The organism is Rhodococcus sp. CX (assembly GCF_015865005.1).
In the GTDB taxonomy this organism is placed as follows: domain Bacteria; phylum Actinomycetota; class Actinomycetes; order Mycobacteriales; family Mycobacteriaceae; genus Rhodococcus.
Genome location: NZ_JADZGH010000033.1, coordinates 1 through 16816, shown reverse-complemented (window position 1 = coordinate 16816; position 16816 = coordinate 1). Strand labels below are relative to the sequence as shown.

Genomic DNA, 16816 nt, shown 5'->3' with positions numbered 1-16816 from the left:
GCGCCGTCGGGAAGCTTGACGCCGACCGAAAGGTACTGTCCGGCACGGAATCCCGGAAGGGGAGCGCCGTCGAGTGAAGTGAGGACGAAGGAGACGGTGTCCGCGGACTGGTAGACACGTTCGGCGACACGCACGTTGCGCCACACGTCACCGGGAGCCACACCGGCGGCCTTGTAGAGGTCGTCCTCCATCTTGATCAGGGTGTTGGCCATCAGCCAGTACACCTCGTCCCACGCTGCGGCTACCTCGGGAGTAACTGCCTCGCCGAGGATTTCGACGATCGCCTCGAAGAGGTGCTTGTGCACGATCCAGTACTCCTCGGGCTTGATGCCGAGCGAGGCGTGCTTGTGGGCGATGCGGGACAGGATCGTCTCGACACGGGCCGGATCGGGATCGAGCTGCAGCGTCGCGAACGCCGCGATGGAGCCGGCCAGTGCCTTCTGCTGCTCACCCTGCTTCTGGTTGCCGCGGTTGAACAGGTCGCGTTCGAGTTCGGGATGTGCGGCGAACATCTTCTTGTAGAACAAGGGGGTGATGTCACCGATGGCGGCGCCCACGGCGGGCAGCGTCGCCTGGATCACTTCCTTGGATTCGGGTGAGAGCGGCATCGTTGGGCTCCGTTCTTGAGGGGTTCCGGGGAACGCGGTCGTACTTGTGGGCTGTTCAGACGGCAGGACGGGTGAGCTGCAGCAGCACAGGATTCTGTTGCGCCGTAGCAAGATCCGCGATGGTGACGGAGTCGAGTGCGGCGTAGAACGCTTCCTGCGCGTCGCGCAACGCCTTGCGAAGGCTGCAACCGGACCGCAGCGGGCACGGTTTCCCTCCCTCGCAGTCGACGACTTCGTCGTCGCCTTCGAGTTGCCGAGCCAGCCATCCGATGGAGGCGGACCGGCCGAGTTCGGTGATGGTCAGGCCACCGCCGCGGCCGCGACGGGTGGTGACGACACCGAGCTCGCTCAGGCGGGCAACCACCTTGGTGGTGTGTGCGTAGGACAGATTCAGTTGCTCGGCAACATTTTTGGTGCTGGGCAGGCTGTCCGCCGCGGTGGCTGCCAGGTGCATGACAACTCGCAGTCCGAGATCGGTGAACTGGGTGAGTTGCATGGACACAGACTAGATAATTTGCATCCGATATGACAATTTAATGTGACCCGGATCGCAGAATCGAAGATTCCGATGTATCCATCGTGCCGATCCGCTAGTGCTGCCGCCAGAGAAGTCCGGGCCCGATCCCGGTGGGACCAAAGTCCGTACCCGAGCCCGAGGCGGCGGGTTAGCCTCGGATCGTGACGCTTCCAGAAGGCAACAATCAGGTGGTCGTCGGTGTGGACGGATCGGCCGCATCGACAGCAGCGGTCCGCTGGGCCGCCGCGACCGCGGCGGCTCGCGACCTCGTGCTCCGCATCGTCCACGTCATCGACTTCTCGCCGACCGGCTACGCCGGGGCGCCGTACGTCGAGTCCGCGAAGGTCTTCGAATGGGCCGAGGAGGACGGGCGGGTCATGCTGTCCGACGCCGCGGCCGTCGCTCGCGCGGTCGCCCCGGACGTGCGGATCGAGACCACGCTCGTGCCGGCCGGTGGATCGCACTGGTTCGTCGAGGAGTCCGCCCGGGCCCGCATGATCGTGCTGGGCGCGTCCGGCAGCGGGCGGATCGGGCAGGCCCTGCTCGGATCCACCCCGATCGTGGTCGCGAGCCACGGGCACTGCCCGGTCGTGGTGGTGCGCGGTGACGAGCCCGACCCGACCGCGCCCGTCGTCGTCGGAGTGGACGGCAGCCCGATCAGCGAGCGCGCCGTCGCCGCCGCGTTCGAGGAAGCCTCGCAGCGCGGGGTCCCGCTCGTCGCCGTCCACGTCTGGAGCGACGTCAAGGTGGGCACCTTCTCCGGGGCCGATCGGGCCGAGCTGCTCGACCCGCGGGCGTTCGAGGACAGCGAGCAGGTGCTGCTCGCCGAACGCCTCAGCGGCTACTGCGAGCGGTACCCGGATGTGGTCGTGCACCGCGAGGTGTACCTCGACGGGCCGCGCCTGCACCTGCAGGCGTGGAGCGAAAAGGCGCAGCTCGTCGTCGTCGGCAGCCGCGGCCGCGGTGGCTTCACCGGCCTGCTGCTCGGCTCCACCGGCAACGGTCTGATCCGGGAAGCGCACTGCCCGGTGATGGTGGTGCGTCCCGCGTAAGCCCGAAGTGCTGACGGTAGGGTTCGGGTGCACGGTTTCGACGAGTGCCCTTCCGGGCGCCGCACGATTGGGGAAGATGCATGCGCATCGGGATGGGATTGAACTACAGCGGCGGATTCGCCGAGACGGCCGCCGAGGTCGCAGACCTGGAGCGGGCCGGTCTCGACATCGTCTTCGTCCCGGAGGCGTACTCGTTCGACGCGGTCAGCCAGCTCGGCTATCTCGCCGCGAAGACCACGCGGGTCGAGCTGGCGTCCGGCATCTTCCAGCTGTACACCCGGACCCCGAGCCTGACCGCGATGACGGCGGCCGGTCTCGACTTCGTCTCCGACGGCCGCTTCGTCATGGGTATCGGCGCCTCCGGTCCGCAGGTCATCGAGGGCTTCCACGGCGTCCCCTACGACGCGCCGCTCGGACGCACCCGCGAGATCGTCGACATCTGCCGGCAGGTGTGGCGCCGCGAGAAGGTCCAGCACCAGGGCCGGTACTACCAGATCCCGCTGCCCGCCGACCGCGGCACCGGCCTGGGCAAGCCGCTGAAGATCATCAATCAGCCGGTGCGGGAACGCATCCCGATCGTCATCGCATCGCTCGGCCCGAAGAACGTCGCGATGACCGCCGAGATCGCCGAGGGCTGGGAGCCGATCTTCTACTACCCGGAGAAGGCCGCCGACGTCTGGGGCGACGCCCTCGCGAAGGGCAAGGCCAAGCGCGACCCGTCGCTCGGTGACCTCCAGATCTACACCACCCCGGCGCTGGCCATCGGCGAGGACGTCGACCACATGCTCGAGTGGATCAAGCCGCACCTCGCGCTGTACATCGGCGGCATGGGCGCCAAGGGCAAGAACTTCTACAACGACCTCGCCGTCCGCTACGGCTACGCGAAGGAAGCCGAAATCATCCAGGACCTCTACCTGGCCGGCAAGAAGCAGGAAGCGGCCGCCGCGGTTCCCGACGATCTGGTGCGCGCCGTCTCGCTCATCGGACCGGAAGGCTATGTCCGCGAACGCGTCGCCGCATTCGCCGAATCCGGCGTCACCACCCTGTCGGTGACCCCGCTCGCCGCCGACAGCGCCGGCCGGATCCGCCTGATCGAGCAGCTCCGGGCAATCTGCGACTGACAGACCCACCGCGTCAACATCGAGAAGAGGACACAGATGAGCGATCCCAAGCCGATCGTCGTGGCCGTCGACGGGTCGGAAGCGGCTACCACCGCCGTGATCTGGGCGGCGCGCACCGCCGCGGCCCGTGGCCTGCCGTTGCACATCGTCACCGTCGTGCACGTGCCGTCGTTCTACTACTCCGAGCCCTACCTGGCGCAGAGTTTCCACCAGGAGATGAAGGACACCGCGCGGGCCCGGCTGGACAGCTCGGCCGTCCTGGCGCGGCAGACCGCCGAGGAGATCGGCCGTCCTCTCGAGGTGACCACCGCCCAGGTCGAGGGGAAGGTCGCGCAGACCCTCGTCGACCTGTCCGCCCACGCCCGGCAGCTCGTTCTCGGGTCGCGCGGTCTCGGTGAGGTGAAGGGCCTGCTCGTCGGTTCGGTGACGCTTGCGGTCGCCGCGCATTCGCACGCACCGGTCGCGGTGGTGCGCGGGCGCACCCTCGACGGTGCACCGCCCGCAGAGGGGCCGGTCGTCGTCGGTGTCGACGGCTCCGAATCCTGCGAGGCGGCCGTCGAGGTCGCGTTCGAGGAGGCCGCGGCACGACGAGCGACCCTCGTCGCCGTCAACGTGTGGAGCGACGTCAGCGTCCAGCCGTCGCTCGGTGCGGTGCCCGAGGATCCGCAGTGGAGCACCATCCAGACCGGGGAGGAAGTGGTGCTCGCCGAGCGCCTCGCCGGGTTCCGGGAACGCTACCCGGACGTCGTGGTGGAACGGGTGGTCGCGCGGGACCGGCCGGTGCGGGTCCTGAGCGAATACGCCGAGACCGCACAGCTTCTCGTCGTCGGCACCCGTGGTCGCGGGGGATTCAAGGGCCTGCTGCTCGGTTCGACCAGCAACGCGCTGATCCAGACCGCGGACTGCCCGGTCATCGTGGTGCGCCCGTACGACGCGCCGTAACGGGTGGCGGTTCGGTCCCACCGGGGCCGAGCCGCCACCCGCCGGTGGGGATTCGGCTTCGGCTCAGCCGAACTCGTCGATTCCCCGCTCGCGGAGTTGTGCCCACACGTCCGCCGGGTGCACCCCGCGGCGGATCGCGTCGTTCTCGATGAGAACCCCCAGCATCAGCGACGTCAGATACGCGGCGTCCTCCGCGTGTTCGGTCGCGTAGCGGGCGCGCAGCCAGCCGGATGTGTTCTGCTGCTTGGCGTTTCGTGCCATCTCCAGGACCGCGTGGAACAGCTCGTCCGCCGGCTTCTCGGTCGGGGCGCTCACGCGTCGACCTTCTCTTCGCGCTTGGACTGTCGGGCGAGTGCGCGGTCGCGGGACTCCTCGAACCGCACCGCCTGTGCCTCGAGGTCCACCAGGAACCGGTCGAGCTGCTCGCGCAGATCCTCACCGCGCGCACCGAAGTCGGTGCGTTCGAAGATCCGCCACTTGCGCAGCACCGGCTGCACGACGTCGTCGAGATGCTGACGTAGGTCGTAGATGCCGCCCTTGGCGATGAGCACGGCGTTGCGCCGGAAGCCCGCCATCGACGCGCCCGGCATCCGGAAGTTGGTGAGAATCCGCACGACCGCCTCGAGGGTCTGATCGGGTGCGACGTCGAGCGCCCCTTCGACGATGTTGCGGTAGAACATCATGTGCAGGTTCTCGTCCGCGGCCACTCGTGCGAGCATCCGGTCCGCGATCGGATCGCCGCAGGCCTTGCCGGTGTTGCGGTGGGATACGCGGGTGGCCAGTTCCTGGAAGGTCACGTACGACACCGAATCGAGCATCGACGTGGCGCCGGGCGCGAACCCGTTCGTCATGTGCTCCATCCGCGCGTTCTCGAGCGCCACCGGATCGACCCCGCGGGTGACCACCAGATAGTCGCGCATGACGATCGAGTGCTTGTTCTCCTCGGCGGTCCACCGCCCCACCCACGTGCCCCACGCCCCGTCGAAACCGAAATGCTCGGCGATCTCGCGGTGGTACGACGGCAGGTTGTCCTCGGTGAGCAGATTCGTGATCATCGCGGCCTTCGCCGTCTCGCTGAGCGAGGACTGCTCCGGATCCCAGTCGACGCCGCCCAGCGCCGCGAAGTTCCGGCCGTCGTCCCAGGGGACGAAGTCGTGCGGATGCCAGTCCTTCGCCATCGCCAGGTGCCGGTTGACGTTCTCCTCGGCGACCGGTTCGAGTTCGCGGAGCAGTTCGATGTCCGTGAGTCGTCTTGTCACAGTGCGAATCCCTCGTCTCGGTGTCAGTATCCGATGCGCATGATCAGTTGCGGCAGTCCCGGCAGGGAGAGCCGCTCGGCGAACCGCGCCGCCGAGTCCTCGACGCGCAGGGGGTGGGTGAGCACCGACGCCGAGAGCCTGGCATCGACCGCGGCCAGCCAGGCACGTTCGGTCGCGATCCCCACCCGGATCAGATCGAGCGGCTCCGACGTGGCGGTGGTGAACACCAGCACCGACTCCCGGTCGATCGCCTCGGCGAGAGCGGTGGTGTTGGGAATGCCGGTGGTGACCAGCGCCTTGCCGGCGGCGCCGCCCACGTCCAGGCCGGCGTCCCAGTCGGTGACGACCTCCGCGCTGCCCTCGGGCTGCCAGTGCGATGTCCACGAGAACATCTCGCGCTGGTAGTGAGGGTTGCGGCGGACCTCCTCCGCCGAGTAGGTCAGCGTGTCGGCCAGGACCGGCGCCTCGTCGGACGCCAGCAACCGCACCTGCACACCGGGTACCTCGGCGACCGCGGCCATCACGTCCGCGAGGGTCTCCGCCGCCACGGGAATCCGCGCGAACGATTCACGATGACTGCGGCGATGCGAGATCGCGGCGTAGAAGCGCAGGTCGGAACCCGACGGGGGATGCACCTCCACGGCGTCGACCCGCGCGATCAACTCGGGTCGTTCCGGGTCCGGCAGGAGCGTGGTGCGAGTGCGCCAGCCCAGGACGCGGATACCCAGTTCGAGGTTGGCCAGTGCCGTACCGCACGAGATCAACCGGTCCGGCCGCAGCGGATCGAGACCCGGCTCGGCGAACTCGAGCCGCTCGTCGAGTTCAGCGGAACGGCCCGGCAGGCGGAGGTTCCAGGGCTGGGTGTCGTGGATCGACGGTGCCTCGATGACGGCGCGCGCGATGATCTCGGTGTCTCCGGTGGTCCAGGTGTCGCTCGGGACGGCCATGTCGAACTCCTCGTCTCGTCGGGCACCTCACGCAGGTCACGGGATGTTTCCACGAGGATCACCCACCGCAGGTGCTGCGCGCAGCGGGCGAAGGTCCCGAAACAGTCGTCGAACGGCCCGACGTCGCCACGGTTGCACCGAACTGGGACGATGGACCCGACCGTGTGAAAGGAAGGTGGCTCCGATGCCTCGCGTGTTTCTCGTCGACGATCACGAAATCGTCCGGCGTGGTCTGGTCGACCTGCTCAGCAGCGTGCCGGATTTCACCGTCGTCGGTGAGGCGGCGTCGGTGGGGGAGGCGCTGGCGCGCATCCCCGGCAGCGGTGCGGAGGTGGCGGTGCTCGATGTGCGCCTGCCGGACGGCAACGGCGTCGAGTTGTGCCGTGAGCTGCGGGCGCGGATGCCGGAACTGCGGGCCCTGATGCTCACGTCCTTCGCGGACGACGAAGCGCTGTTCGACGCAATCATGGCGGGCGCGTCCGGGTTCGTGCTCAAGCAGATCCTGGGCACCGATCTGGTCTCGGCGATCCGGACGGTCGGGGAAGGCGGGTCGCTGCTCGACAGCCGCGCCACCGCCGCGCTCATGGACCGCATCCGCGCCTCCCGGACCGCCGATCCGCTGGCCGAGCTGTCCGAGCAGGAACGGGCCGTCTTCGAACTGATCGGTGAGGGCCTGACCAACCGCGAGATCGCGGAGCGGCTGTTCCTGGCGGAGAAGACGATCAAGAACTACGTCTCGCGGCTGCTGTCGAAACTGGGCATGCAGCGACGCACGCAGGCCGCGGTGCTGGCGACCGAACTGCGCAAGGAACGCGGGAACGGTCCCGCCTGACCGTGCCGGCCCGGCCGGGGCGGTCCGGTCAGAGCGGCACCGTCCACAGCACGCGGGTGCCGCCGTCCGGGCCGGGTCCGATGCTGCACTCGCCCGCGCACTGCTCGGCGCGGCGTTCCAGATTCGCCAGCCCGCTGCGACGCGGGGTCGCCGGCAAACCCGTTCCGTTGTCGACGATCTCGATGGAGAACGACTCGCCGGCGGTCACCGAGACGGTGATCTTGTCGGACTGCGAATGCCGCAGCGCGTTGCTCAGCCCCTCCCGCAGCACCGCCTCGGCGTGCGGGTGGATCCGGTCGGGGACGAGGGTGTCGATCGGACCGACGAACTGCACGTTCGGGGCGACGGACGAGTGGATGCTCAGGTCGCCGACCGCGTCGAGCAGTCGCCGGCGCAGACTCGTCGATGCCGCCGCGCCCGTGGTGTGCAGATCGAAGATCGTGGTCCGGATCTCGCGTACGGTCCGGTCCAGCTGTTCCACCGCATGCTGGACCACTTCCGAGACCCGCTGGGGGTCGGCACCGGGCACCATCGCGCTCTGCAGGCTCATGCCTGTGGCGAACAGGCGCTGAATCACGTTGTCGTGCAGGTCCTGTGCGATCCGATCGCGATCGGCGAGGACGTCGAGCAGCCGCTTCTTGCGTTGCTGCTCGGCGAACTCGAGTGCCACCGCGGCGAGATTCGCCATCGATTCGAGGTGCGCGACGTCCTCGCTGTCCCACGGGTCGGTGCCGGGCGCGCGCGTCACGATCAGCACACCGGTGACGGGGGAGGTCGCCGACAACGGCAGCACCACCGCGCTCCCCGCGGTGCCCGCACCCGCCGACGGCAACCCCTCCAGAGTCTCGGTGCGCACCGGGCGCCGCGATCGAAGAGCTTCCAGCACAGGCGAATCGGTGAGATCGATGAGGACCGGCCCGGTCGCCGGTGCGGCGGGTGACGCGGCGCGCACAGTGCCGTGCGAGCCGTCCACCAGGACGACGAAAGCACCGGCGCCGCGTGCGAGGTCGCGGACCTGACCGGTGAGCGACCCGAGCGTTTCGTCGACCGACCCGCCGACGAGCAGACGCGCGTTGATCGAAGCCATCGCGGCCAGCCAGCGTCCGCGGGTGACCGAACCCTCGAACAGCCGGGCGTTTTCGACGGCCATGCCCGCCGAGGTCGCGAGGACCTTGATGATGACCTCGTCCTCCTCGGTGAACGCCGGAGCGTCCAGCTTCTCGGTGAGGTAGATGCTGCCGAACACCTTGCCGCGGATCATGATCGGCGTGCCGAGGAAGCTCTTCATCGGTGGATGGTTCGGTGGGAACCCGACCGAGGCGGGGTGCGTGGACAGGTCTCCCAGCCGCACCGGTTTCGGGTCGTTGATGAGCAACCCGAGGAGACCGCGGCCCTCCGGCAGGTGACCCATCCGGCTGCGCTCGGTGGGATTGATTCCCTCGTACACGAATTCGGACAGGCCACCGTCCGCGGCGCGGACCCCGAGCGCACCGTAGCGGGCATCGAGCAGCGATACCGCGGTCTGCACGATGCGCTGCAGCATCGAATCGAGTTCGAGACCCGACCCCACCACCAGCACGGCCTCGAGCAGGCCGCGCAGCATCGCCGGGTCGGTGTCGGCGTCGTCGAGCCTGCCGCGCAGTTCGGACAGCAGGCTGTCGATGGCCGAGTCGGTTGCCTCGCTCACAGTGTCTCCTCGAGCAGTTTCAGCACCGCGGCGACCGCCTCACCGGACGGGTCGGTTTTCGCGCGGCTCAGGTCGTGACCGGCGGCAGGCACCTCGACGAGCGCGGTCGCCGCCGGGATCAGAGTGGATGCCTCCAGCAGTTCGGCGACGGTCCCGAACGGGTCGCGGGCACCGTGGACGAACACCGCGGGCACCGCGACGTCGGGCAGGTGCTCGGTGCGGGCCTTCTCGGGCTTGCCCGGCGGATGCAACGGATACGAGATCAGCACGAGCGCGTCGGCGATCTTCGGCTGCTCCGCCACGAGCATCGACGTCTGCCGGCCCCCGTAGGAGACACCGCCGAGCAGCAGCGGACCGTCGGTGCGGTTCCGCAGTGCCGCCGCGGCCGCGGCGACCCCGGCACGGTCCTCGGCCGCGCGCGAAGGCTGCGGCGGACCCTTCGGATTGCGCCGGCGGAACGGCAGGTCGTACCGCAACGCGAGGAACCCGTGCTCGGCGAAACGGTCACACACACGCTGCAGGATCGCGGCGTCGCTGGTGCCGCCGGCGCCGTGGGTCAACGCGACCGCGCCGCGCGGCGGGCCGGCGGGAACATGCAGGCTGCCGCGCACCGTCTCGGTGTCCACGAGTTCGACGCTCACACCCGATACCGTAGTCGTCCGCCGGAAACGGCCTCGGGCGATGTCACCGTCGTCGATCACGCCCCGGTGTCGGTGGCTCCGGGGGTGCGGGTGGGGTCGCGCAGCACCCTCGTCCAGATCCGGTGCAGCATCCCCGCGAACACCAGGACCCAGGCGACGACCGCGACCCACAGTTCGACGGAGCCGACCATGCCGACGAGGGGCAGCTCGTCGGCGCGGCCGAGGTAGATCCCGGCGACCGCGTACATGCCGAGCGGGAACACGATCGACCACAGCGACGAGTCGTAGGTCAGCGGAACCCGGTGGGTGCGGTGACGCCACCAGCCCGCCGCGATCAGAGGCGGGAACAGCCAGGTCGCGAACGCCCAGATCACGACGGCCAGGCCCGCGATCAGTCCGCGGGTGGCCTCGACCATGGGTGCGTCGGCCATCTCCACGATGCGGGAGCCGGCCACCACGGTGATCGAGCACGCGCCCATCGACACCCAGTAGGGGGCGGTCAGCTCGGTCGGGCGCAGCGGATACTGCAGCAGCCGTGCCGCCACGAAGATGCCGGCCGCGGCGTACAGGAACAGGCCGACACCCCACGTGAAGACGGCCACCGCCGCGAGCAGCCGTTCGAAATCGCGGTACACCGGCTGCAGGGTGGCCGCGGCGATCGCGACGGATTCGCTCGCGACCACCCAGACGAACCAGGTGCCGTTGGCCTTCGCGAGCACCGGGCGCTGCGTGGTGCCGAGAACCGCCGTCCACGGAATCACGTAGCCGAGCACCAGCCAGGTGACGGCGGCGACGACGAGCAGCACCGCCGCGGTCGAATGCCAGCCCTCGGTCATCAGGCGGATTCCGAGGACGTTGCTGCCCGCGATGAATGTGAAGAACCCGAACGCGCGGCCCGAGTCGGCCATGTCCGCGCGCATGTCGTGCCGGAACGCGATCAGCCGCCACAGCGACAGCACCACCAGCACCGCGTACCCCACGGCCGCGACGACCAGCACGGCCGTCGACGCCACGGAGTGGCCCTCCAGGTGCAGCCCGATCGAGACGATGCCGGCGGCCATGACGAACGCGAAGTAACCGGGCGATAGCGCGCGGACCGAGTCGCGCATCCGAGTCGAGATGTCCACCCCGTGCAAGCTACTTCAGCAGCCGGGACAGTTTCCGGTCCGCGAGGATCTTGCCGCCGGTCTGACAGGTCGGGCAGTACTGGAAGGACCGTTCCGAATACTCGACCTGGCGGACGGTGTCGCCGCACACCGGGCACGGCAGGCCTGTACGCGCGTGCACCCGCATCCCGGATCGTTTCTCGCCCTTCAGGCGCGCGGCGTCCTGTCCCACCGACCGCGCGACCGCGTCGGTGAGGGTCGCGCGCATCGCGTCGTGCAGGGCGTGGATCCGGTCCTCGGTGAGGCGGCCCGCGGTCGCGAAGGGCGACAGGCGTGCAGTGTGCAGGATCTCGTCGGAGTAGGCGTTGCCGATCCCGGCGAGGACGGACTGGTCGACGAGCACGGTCTTGAGCCGCGACGTGCTGCCGCGCAGCAGTCTCGCGAGGTCGTCGGCGGTGACGTCGAGCGCGTCCGGTCCGAGCCGTGCGATGCCGGGCACCTTGTGGGGGTCCTCGACGACCCAGACGGCCAGCCGCTTGCGGGTGCCGGCCTCGGTGAGGTCGACGGCGGGGGTCGTCGCGTCGGGGGTGAACAGGTGGATGCGGAGCGCGAGCGGTCCCTTGCCGGGGCGCGGTGGTGTGGGCGACGGGTCGTCGATCCAGCGCAGCCACCCGGCTCGCGACAGGTGGGTGACGAGCGAGAGGTCGCCGCAGTCGAGGCACAGGAACTTGCCGAAGCGGCGCGCGCCGGTGATGTCGCGGCCCTGCAGGGCCGTGATCGGCGGGTCGGCGGTCTGCAGCACGCTGATCGACGCGACGTCGATGCGGCCCACGACCGAGCCGACCGCGTGCTCCCGCAGGAACCCGGCCAGTGCCTCCACCTCGGGCAGTTCGGGCATAAGGTGCAGCCTACGGCTGCCCGTGTCTATTTGTGGCGGCTCCAGCCGCCACAAGGGCACACCGCGGGGAAGCCGTAAACTTGCCGGCGTGACTGTGCCGACCCCGTACGAAGACCTGTTGCGCCTCGTCCTCGAGACGGGCACCCCGAAGGCCGACCGCACCGGGACCGGGACGCGCAGCCTGTTCGGGCATCAGATGCGCTTCGACCTCGCACAGGGATTCCCGCTGATCACCACGAAGAAGGTCCACCTCAAGTCCATCGTGTACGAGCTGCTGTGGTTCCTGCGCGGCGACTCGAACGTGCGATGGCTGCAGGAGCACGGCGTCACCATCTGGGACGAATGGGCCGACGCCGACGGCGAGCTCGGACCCGTCTACGGCGTGCAGTGGCGGTCCTGGCCGACCCCGAGCGGCGAACACATCGACCAGATCAGCCAGGTCCTCGAGACGATCCGCAACAACCCGGATTCGCGGCGCATGATCGTCTCCGCCTGGAACGTCGCCGACCTCGACGACATGGCGCTGATGCCGTGCCACGCGTTCTTCCAGTTCTACGTCGCCGACGGCAAGCTCAGCTGCCAGCTCTACCAGCGCAGCGCCGACCTGTTCCTCGGCGTGCCGTTCAACATCGCCAGCTACGCGCTGCTCACCCACATGGTGGCGCAGCAGACCGGCCTCGAGGTCGGCGAGTTCATCTGGACCGGCGGCGACTGCCACATCTACGACAACCACATCGAGCAGGTCACCGAGCAGCTCGGGCGCGAGGCCTACGAGTACCCGACGCTGAAGCTGAACCGCCGGGATTCGCTGTTCGACTACGAGTTCGAGGACGTCGAGGTCGTCGGCTACCGGCACCATCCCGCGATCAAGGCGCCGGTGGCGGTGTGACCGGGGCGCTGACCCTGATCTGGGCCCAGGCCCGCGGCGGCGTCATCGGACGGGACGGGACGATCCCGTGGCACATCCCGGAGGACATGGCGTTCTTCAAGGAAGCCACGATGGGGCTGCCCGTCGTCATGGGACGGCTCACCTGGGATTCGCTGCCTGCGAAGTTCCGGCCGCTGCCGGGCCGGCGCAACATCGTCGTCACCCGCAACCCCGACTGGACCGCCGACGGAGCCGAGGTCGCCGGCAGCGTCGAGGCGGCGCTGGGCCTCGTCGACGGTGCCGACGCCGCCGTCATCGGCGGTGGCCAGATCTACGCGCAGGCCATGCCGCACGCGACGCGGCTGCTGGTCACCGAGGTCGATCTCGACGTGGACGGTGACGCCGTCGCTCCCGAGATCGGACCGGGCTGGACGGTCACCGAACAGGGCGAATGGCAGCAGTCCCGGTCCGGTATCCGGTTCCGCTGGGTCGGGTACTCGCGAACCTGAGACCGCGCCCGCGGGGTGGGCCATACTGCGAAGATGGACAAGCTCTCCCTCACCGCCATGGCCCGGCAGCAGCTCAAACTCGCGGCGGCATCGAGCAACGGGCGCAGTTCGCAGACCGTGCTCGGCGGGCACACCAAGCACCTTCGGCAGACGGTGATCGCGCTGCTCGCCGGACACGAACTCGGCGAGCACGACAGTCCCGGGGAGGCGACCATCCAGGTTCTGTCCGGGCAGTTGTCGCTGATCGCTGGGGACCAGTCCTGGAAGGGTTCGGCCGGGGACTTCCTCGTGATTCCCCAGTCGCGGCACAGCGTGGCCGCCCTCGAGGACGTGGCGTTCCTGCTGACCGTCGCGAAGTGATCCGCTACGGGCAGACGGGGGTGCGATAGCCCGCGTAGCCCTCCCAGGCGAGCCGGCGTTCCCGCCGCGGATCGTGTTCCACCCGGGTCGGCACGTCGAAGATCGTCGTCGCGCGCTCCCGCTCGTCGTACTGCGGCCACGACGGCAACGGCTCACCGTGCCGTGCGAAGTGCAGCCAGTGCCGCTGCACGGCGTCGCTGACGAGGCGCAGCCCGCGGCGACCCCCGAGGGCCGTGTACGCCCGGCCCAGTGGCGTGTCCACCTGATCGAACACCGAGAGCAGTTCCACCGCGTGCGTCGCATCGAACCCGGACACGCGCGCCAGCCGGGGCGCGAAGTCGAAGCGGTAGCTGTAGGTGGGTGCGAACCGCGAATGGGCCTGCGCGATCTGGATCGACGGATACCAGAAGGTGAGGTCGCCGCCGAGATCGACGGCGGCCCGTTCACCCGGATAACCCGGATAGGCCGACACGACGCGGTCGCGGGCCGCTTCGTCGGTGAGCGCGAACATCCGGTCGATGCGGTCCGGGTTCGTCGGCAATCCGTCGAGGAATCGCGGGAACAGGGCGCCTTCCCGGTCGTTGGTGCCGATGATCAACGGAACCCGTTGCGCCGCACCCGATTCGTACGCGTCGAGCGGATGGGTGGGCAGGAAGTCGCCGTCGACCACCGGACCGAACACGTGCAGGCCGGGGAGGCGTGCAGCGTCTCCCGGGACAGCCGGTTCCCGGTGCGGCCGAGTTCGGCGGGCGTCGCGGCGTCGAGCGCGGCCGCCGCGGAATCGGCGTCGGCGCCGAGCAGTTCGACGAAGCGCGCGGCCCACTCGGCGGCGCGCGGCGCATCGACCACCAGGTCCGGTGCGGAACTCTGCGCGATCGCCTGCGCGAACAGACCGCGCGAGGCGGGGGTCGCCAGCAGGGTGGTGACCGCGTTGCCGCCCGCGGACTCGCCGAATACGGTCACGTTGCCGGGGTCGCCGCCGAACGCGGCGATGTTGCGCTGCACCCATTCGAGGGCGGCCACCTGGTCGCGCAGCCCCAGGTTGGAGTCGAACCGCCGGGCCGGGGTCGAGAACGCCGAGAAATCGAGGTAGCCGAGGCTGCCGAGCCGGTAGTTGAGCGACACGTAGACCACGTCGCCGCGGCGCACCAGCGACTGTCCGCCGTAGAGCGACAGCGCGCTCGTGCCGAGCGTGTAGGCGCCGCCGTGCACGAACACCATCACCGGGCGCGGCGTCGCCGACCGGGCGGCGGGAGCGATGACGTTGAGGGTCAGGCAGTCCTCGCTGATCGCCAGGCGTTCCCGGCTGCCGGTGAAGGCGCCTCTCGGGGCCTGGCACGCCGCATTGCCGAAGCGCGTCGCGTCGAGTTCCCCGGTCCACGGCTGCACCGGCTGCGGCGCCCGCAGTCGCAGCGGGCCGACCGGCGGCTGCGCGTACGGGATGCCCCGCCACGACAGGAGGTCGCCGACGCGGCTGCCGCGGACCGCGCCGTCGGCGAGTGTGACCAGGGTCTCGGGGGTCATGTGCGCAACTGTACGTGACGGGCCGTCACAGCTGCCGGTGTTCGCCGTCCCGCGGTCACCAGGGCCGGGCCTCGAGTCCGCGATCGGCGAGTTCGGCATCGGCGTACACGCGCAAGGTCGCGGCGTCCGGGAACCGATCGGTGTCGAGCGCGACGAGCGAGAGCGTGTAGTGCCCGCCCAGCCTGCACAGGTAGGCCGACAGGTGTGTCGACGTGGTGGCTCGGGGCGCGGGCGATGCACCCGGGCCTGCCCGCGCGGCGAAACCCACGGTGCGGTGCGGTCCGAACGTCTCGAGGCTCTGGGGGATCGGTCCGATGTTGGAACACAACACATCTCGCTCGCCGGCACCCGCCGCGAGCCGCGCGGCCAGCCGATCGGGGACGAGTTGCAGGATCTCGTCGGGGATGCCGTGGGGAGCGCCTTCGGGCGGTCGCCGGTACGCCTCGCGCGCCGCCTCGCGGATCCGCGCGGGGCTGTCCGTCGGTCCGACGACGACCTCGGTGGTCGTCACGCCGTTCGCGGCGGTCCCGGCGTTGCGGGAGTCCACCGGCACCGCGATTCGCACGGGGGAGGGCACCCCGGCGCGACGGGCGATGCCCGCGCCGACGGCGAGGAACAGCGCATTGGGGGTGCCGCCGTCGGCCTCGGCCGCCCGGTCCCATCGTGCGGCGTCGATGTCGAGCAGCGCGGTGACCGGCCTGGCGGTGACCGGCCGGGGCGCCGGGCCGTCGCCGGAGGCGGGGGAGTAGCGCACCCCGCGCAGGCCGCGACCGACCCGGCGGATCAGGTCGACGGCATCGCGGACATCCGACGTGCGCTCGGCGCTCGGTGCTTCGACCGTGCCGGCGAGGCCGTCGGTGACGGCGTCGAGCAGGCCGCGGGCGTCGACCAGCACGTGGGAGCACACGAGCGAGACGACGGTGCCGCCACCGTCGAGGGGGGCGGCCGTCAGGGCCCAGCCCGGGTGCCGCTCCGGGTCGACGTCGACCTCGGCCTGCGCGTCCGCCCACGCGAGGATGCCGTCGTCGGGGATCGGGGCGGTCGGGTAGTGCAGGGGCCGCGATTCGACGCTCGGTTCGAATCGGGGGCGTGCGCCGGGCACGCGGGATCGTACGACCCGCCGGCCGAGCGGACCGCCGGCGAGGGCGTCGTGCAGGGAGATCAACAGCGGCAGGTCGACGGTGTCGTCGCTGCGCCACAGCCCCTGCATGACCACCGGCAGGCCGAATCCTCGGTGCCGGTGCAGGAAGATCTCGTCCACCACGCTGAGCCGGTTCACACCTTCGACCGTAGCGCCGACCGTTGACCCAAGGGATGAACTGAGGTTCAATTCTTGCGTGGCCTACCGCCGGACCGCTGCCGTCGAGCAGCGACTCGAAGACCGCCGTGCCGCGATCGCCGCCGCCGCGGTCGCGCTGCTCTCCGAGCACGGCTACCGCGCGCTGTCCATCGCCGCCGTCGCCGAACGCGCCGGAGTCGCCACCGGCACCGTCTACCGTCACTACACCGACAAGTCCGACCTGATGGTCCGGATCTTCCGCGACCTGTGCACCCGCGAGGTCGAGGCCGTGACCGCCGCAGCCTCCGCCGCCGGGTCCGGCACCGGAAAGGTCGCCGCGATCGTCGAGACCTTCGCGCAACGGGCGCTGCGCAACCCCCGGCTCGCCTACACCCTGCTCGCCGAACCGGTCGACGCGGCACTCGACGCGGAACGGCTCGTGCTCCGCCGCGCGTTCGCGGCCGCGTTCGCCGACGCGATCGGGTACGGCATCGGCACCGGCGAGTTCCCCGAGCAGGACACCGGCCTCGCCGCGGCCGCCCTCGTCGGCGCGGTCGGCGAGGTGCTCACCGACCCCCTGCACACCGGTGCCGCCGCGACCGGCACCATCCCCGACCTCACCGTATTCGCCCTCCGAGCACTGGGAGTTCCCCGATGACCCCGATC

18 protein-coding genes and 1 pseudogene are annotated in these 16816 nt (G+C 70.0%); 8 read left to right on the top strand and 11 right to left on the bottom strand.

What is annotated here, in order from left to right:
- Positions 1-608: globin domain-containing protein (locus I0Q12_RS31760; RefSeq protein WP_231609893.1), on the bottom strand; the 608-nt coding region annotated here is incomplete at its 3' end.
- A 55-nt stretch (positions 609-663) separates the two neighbouring features.
- Complete coding sequence (locus I0Q12_RS02870) at positions 664-1104, bottom strand: Rrf2 family transcriptional regulator (protein WP_197250512.1); 441 nt, start codon at positions 1102-1104, stop codon at positions 664-666.
- A 182-nt stretch (positions 1105-1286) separates the two neighbouring features.
- On the opposite strand from I0Q12_RS02870, the gene I0Q12_RS02865 reads away from it, so the two are divergent.
- From I0Q12_RS02865 to I0Q12_RS02855, 3 genes are all read left to right on the top strand, one after another.
- Positions 1287-2177 (top strand): universal stress protein, encoded by an 891-nt coding sequence (locus I0Q12_RS02865; protein ID WP_248675785.1) that lies wholly within the window; start codon positions 1287-1289, stop codon positions 2175-2177.
- 80 nt (positions 2178-2257) lie between these two features.
- Complete coding sequence (locus I0Q12_RS02860) at positions 2258-3298, top strand: LLM class F420-dependent oxidoreductase (RefSeq protein WP_197250511.1); 1041 nt, start codon at positions 2258-2260, stop codon at positions 3296-3298.
- 36 nt (positions 3299-3334) lie between these two features.
- Positions 3335-4240: a universal stress protein gene (locus I0Q12_RS02855; RefSeq protein ID WP_197250510.1), complete on the top strand. Its 906-nt coding sequence runs from the start codon at positions 3335-3337 to the stop codon at positions 4238-4240.
- Between the two features lie 63 nt (positions 4241-4303).
- On the opposite strand, the gene I0Q12_RS02850 is transcribed toward I0Q12_RS02855, so the two are convergent.
- The 3 genes from I0Q12_RS02850 to I0Q12_RS02840 are packed head-to-tail and all read right to left on the bottom strand — an operon-like array spanning position 4304 to position 6446.
- Positions 4304-4555: a hypothetical protein gene (locus tag I0Q12_RS02850; protein WP_248675786.1), complete on the bottom strand. Its 252-nt coding sequence runs from the start codon at positions 4553-4555 to the stop codon at positions 4304-4306.
- Positions 4552-5499 (bottom strand): acyl-ACP desaturase, encoded by a 948-nt coding sequence (locus tag I0Q12_RS02845; protein ID WP_197250509.1) that lies wholly within the window; start codon positions 5497-5499, stop codon positions 4552-4554. The genes I0Q12_RS02850 and I0Q12_RS02845 overlap by 4 nt, the downstream gene beginning before the upstream one ends.
- 23 nt (positions 5500-5522) lie before the next feature.
- Positions 5523-6446, bottom strand: coding sequence for a nitroreductase family protein (locus I0Q12_RS02840; protein WP_197250508.1), 924 nt, complete (start codon positions 6444-6446; stop codon positions 5523-5525).
- A 184-nt stretch (positions 6447-6630) separates the two neighbouring features.
- Here I0Q12_RS02840 and I0Q12_RS02835 point away from each other — a divergent pair, with 184 nt between their 5' ends.
- The gene (locus I0Q12_RS02835) at positions 6631-7278 is read left to right on the top strand and encodes a response regulator transcription factor (protein ID WP_197250507.1); all 648 of its coding nucleotides are present in this window, start codon (positions 6631-6633) and stop codon (positions 7276-7278) included.
- 28 nt (positions 7279-7306) lie between these two features.
- Here the strand turns inward: I0Q12_RS02835 and I0Q12_RS02830 are convergent, their stop codons facing one another.
- Genes I0Q12_RS02830 through I0Q12_RS02815 form a run of 4 tightly spaced genes read right to left on the bottom strand, consistent with a single transcriptional unit; the run spans position 7307 to position 11610 of the window.
- Positions 7307-8965 (bottom strand): GAF domain-containing protein, encoded by a 1659-nt coding sequence (locus tag I0Q12_RS02830; RefSeq protein ID WP_307845987.1) that lies wholly within the window; start codon positions 8963-8965, stop codon positions 7307-7309.
- Positions 8962-9606, bottom strand: a complete 645-nt coding sequence (locus I0Q12_RS02825) for an alpha/beta family hydrolase (RefSeq protein ID WP_197250506.1) — start codon at positions 9604-9606, stop codon at positions 8962-8964. The genes I0Q12_RS02830 and I0Q12_RS02825 overlap by 4 nt, the downstream gene beginning before the upstream one ends.
- A 56-nt stretch (positions 9607-9662) precedes the next feature.
- Positions 9663-10733, bottom strand: a complete 1071-nt coding sequence (locus I0Q12_RS02820; protein WP_307845986.1) for a tellurite resistance/C4-dicarboxylate transporter family protein — start codon at positions 10731-10733, stop codon at positions 9663-9665.
- A gap of 10 nt (positions 10734-10743) precedes the next feature.
- The gene (locus I0Q12_RS02815; RefSeq protein ID WP_197250505.1) at positions 10744-11610 is read right to left on the bottom strand and encodes an Fpg/Nei family DNA glycosylase; all 867 of its coding nucleotides are present in this window, start codon (positions 11608-11610) and stop codon (positions 10744-10746) included.
- A gap of 88 nt (positions 11611-11698) precedes the next feature.
- Here I0Q12_RS02815 and I0Q12_RS02810 point away from each other — a divergent pair, with 88 nt between their 5' ends.
- From I0Q12_RS02810 to I0Q12_RS02800, 3 genes are read left to right on the top strand one after another with little or no spacing between them, the layout of a single operon-like run.
- A complete protein-coding gene (locus I0Q12_RS02810) occupies positions 11699-12499 on the top strand; it encodes a thymidylate synthase (RefSeq protein ID WP_197250504.1) in 801 nt (266 codons plus the stop codon).
- A complete protein-coding gene (locus I0Q12_RS02805; RefSeq protein ID WP_197250503.1) occupies positions 12496-12987 on the top strand; it encodes a dihydrofolate reductase in 492 nt (163 codons plus the stop codon). The genes I0Q12_RS02810 and I0Q12_RS02805 overlap by 4 nt, the downstream gene beginning before the upstream one ends.
- A gap of 33 nt (positions 12988-13020) precedes the next feature.
- Positions 13021-13347, top strand: a complete 327-nt coding sequence (locus tag I0Q12_RS02800) for a cupin domain-containing protein (protein WP_197250502.1) — start codon at positions 13021-13023, stop codon at positions 13345-13347.
- Between the two features lie 4 nt (positions 13348-13351).
- Here the strand turns inward: I0Q12_RS02800 and I0Q12_RS02795 are convergent.
- Together I0Q12_RS02795 and I0Q12_RS02790 are read right to left on the bottom strand one after the other, a co-directional pair.
- A pseudogene (locus I0Q12_RS02795) lies at positions 13352-14871 on the bottom strand (carboxylesterase/lipase family protein).
- Between the two features lie 55 nt (positions 14872-14926).
- Positions 14927-16150 (bottom strand): hypothetical protein, encoded by a 1224-nt coding sequence (locus I0Q12_RS02790; protein ID WP_197250501.1) that lies wholly within the window; start codon positions 16148-16150, stop codon positions 14927-14929.
- Between the two features lie 58 nt (positions 16151-16208).
- Between I0Q12_RS02790 and I0Q12_RS02785 the strand changes: the two genes are divergently transcribed.
- A complete protein-coding gene (locus I0Q12_RS02785) occupies positions 16209-16808 on the top strand; it encodes a TetR/AcrR family transcriptional regulator (RefSeq protein WP_197250500.1) in 600 nt (199 codons plus the stop codon).
- The last annotated feature ends 8 nt before the right edge of the window (positions 16809-16816 follow it).

What these genes read in the sequence shown, in the direction of transcription:
- I0Q12_RS02870 (WP_197250512.1), bottom strand. Translation starts at nt 1,104, where the DNA reads ATGCAACTCACCCAGTTCACCGATCTCGGACTGCGAGTTGTCATGCAC.
- I0Q12_RS02860 (WP_197250511.1), top strand. Translation starts at nt 2,258, where the DNA reads ATGCGCATCGGGATGGGATTGAACTACAGCGGCGGATTCGCCGAGACG.
- I0Q12_RS02855 (WP_197250510.1), top strand. Translation starts at nt 3,335, where the DNA reads ATGAGCGATCCCAAGCCGATCGTCGTGGCCGTCGACGGGTCGGAAGCG.
- I0Q12_RS02840 (WP_197250508.1), bottom strand. Translation starts at nt 6,446, where the DNA reads ATGGCCGTCCCGAGCGACACCTGGACCACCGGAGACACCGAGATCATC.
- I0Q12_RS02835 (WP_197250507.1), top strand. Translation starts at nt 6,631, where the DNA reads ATGCCTCGCGTGTTTCTCGTCGACGATCACGAAATCGTCCGGCGTGGT.
- I0Q12_RS02815 (WP_197250505.1), bottom strand. Translation starts at nt 11,610, where the DNA reads ATGCCCGAACTGCCCGAGGTGGAGGCACTGGCCGGGTTCCTGCGGGAG.
- I0Q12_RS02800 (WP_197250502.1), top strand. Translation starts at nt 13,021, where the DNA reads ATGGACAAGCTCTCCCTCACCGCCATGGCCCGGCAGCAGCTCAAACTC.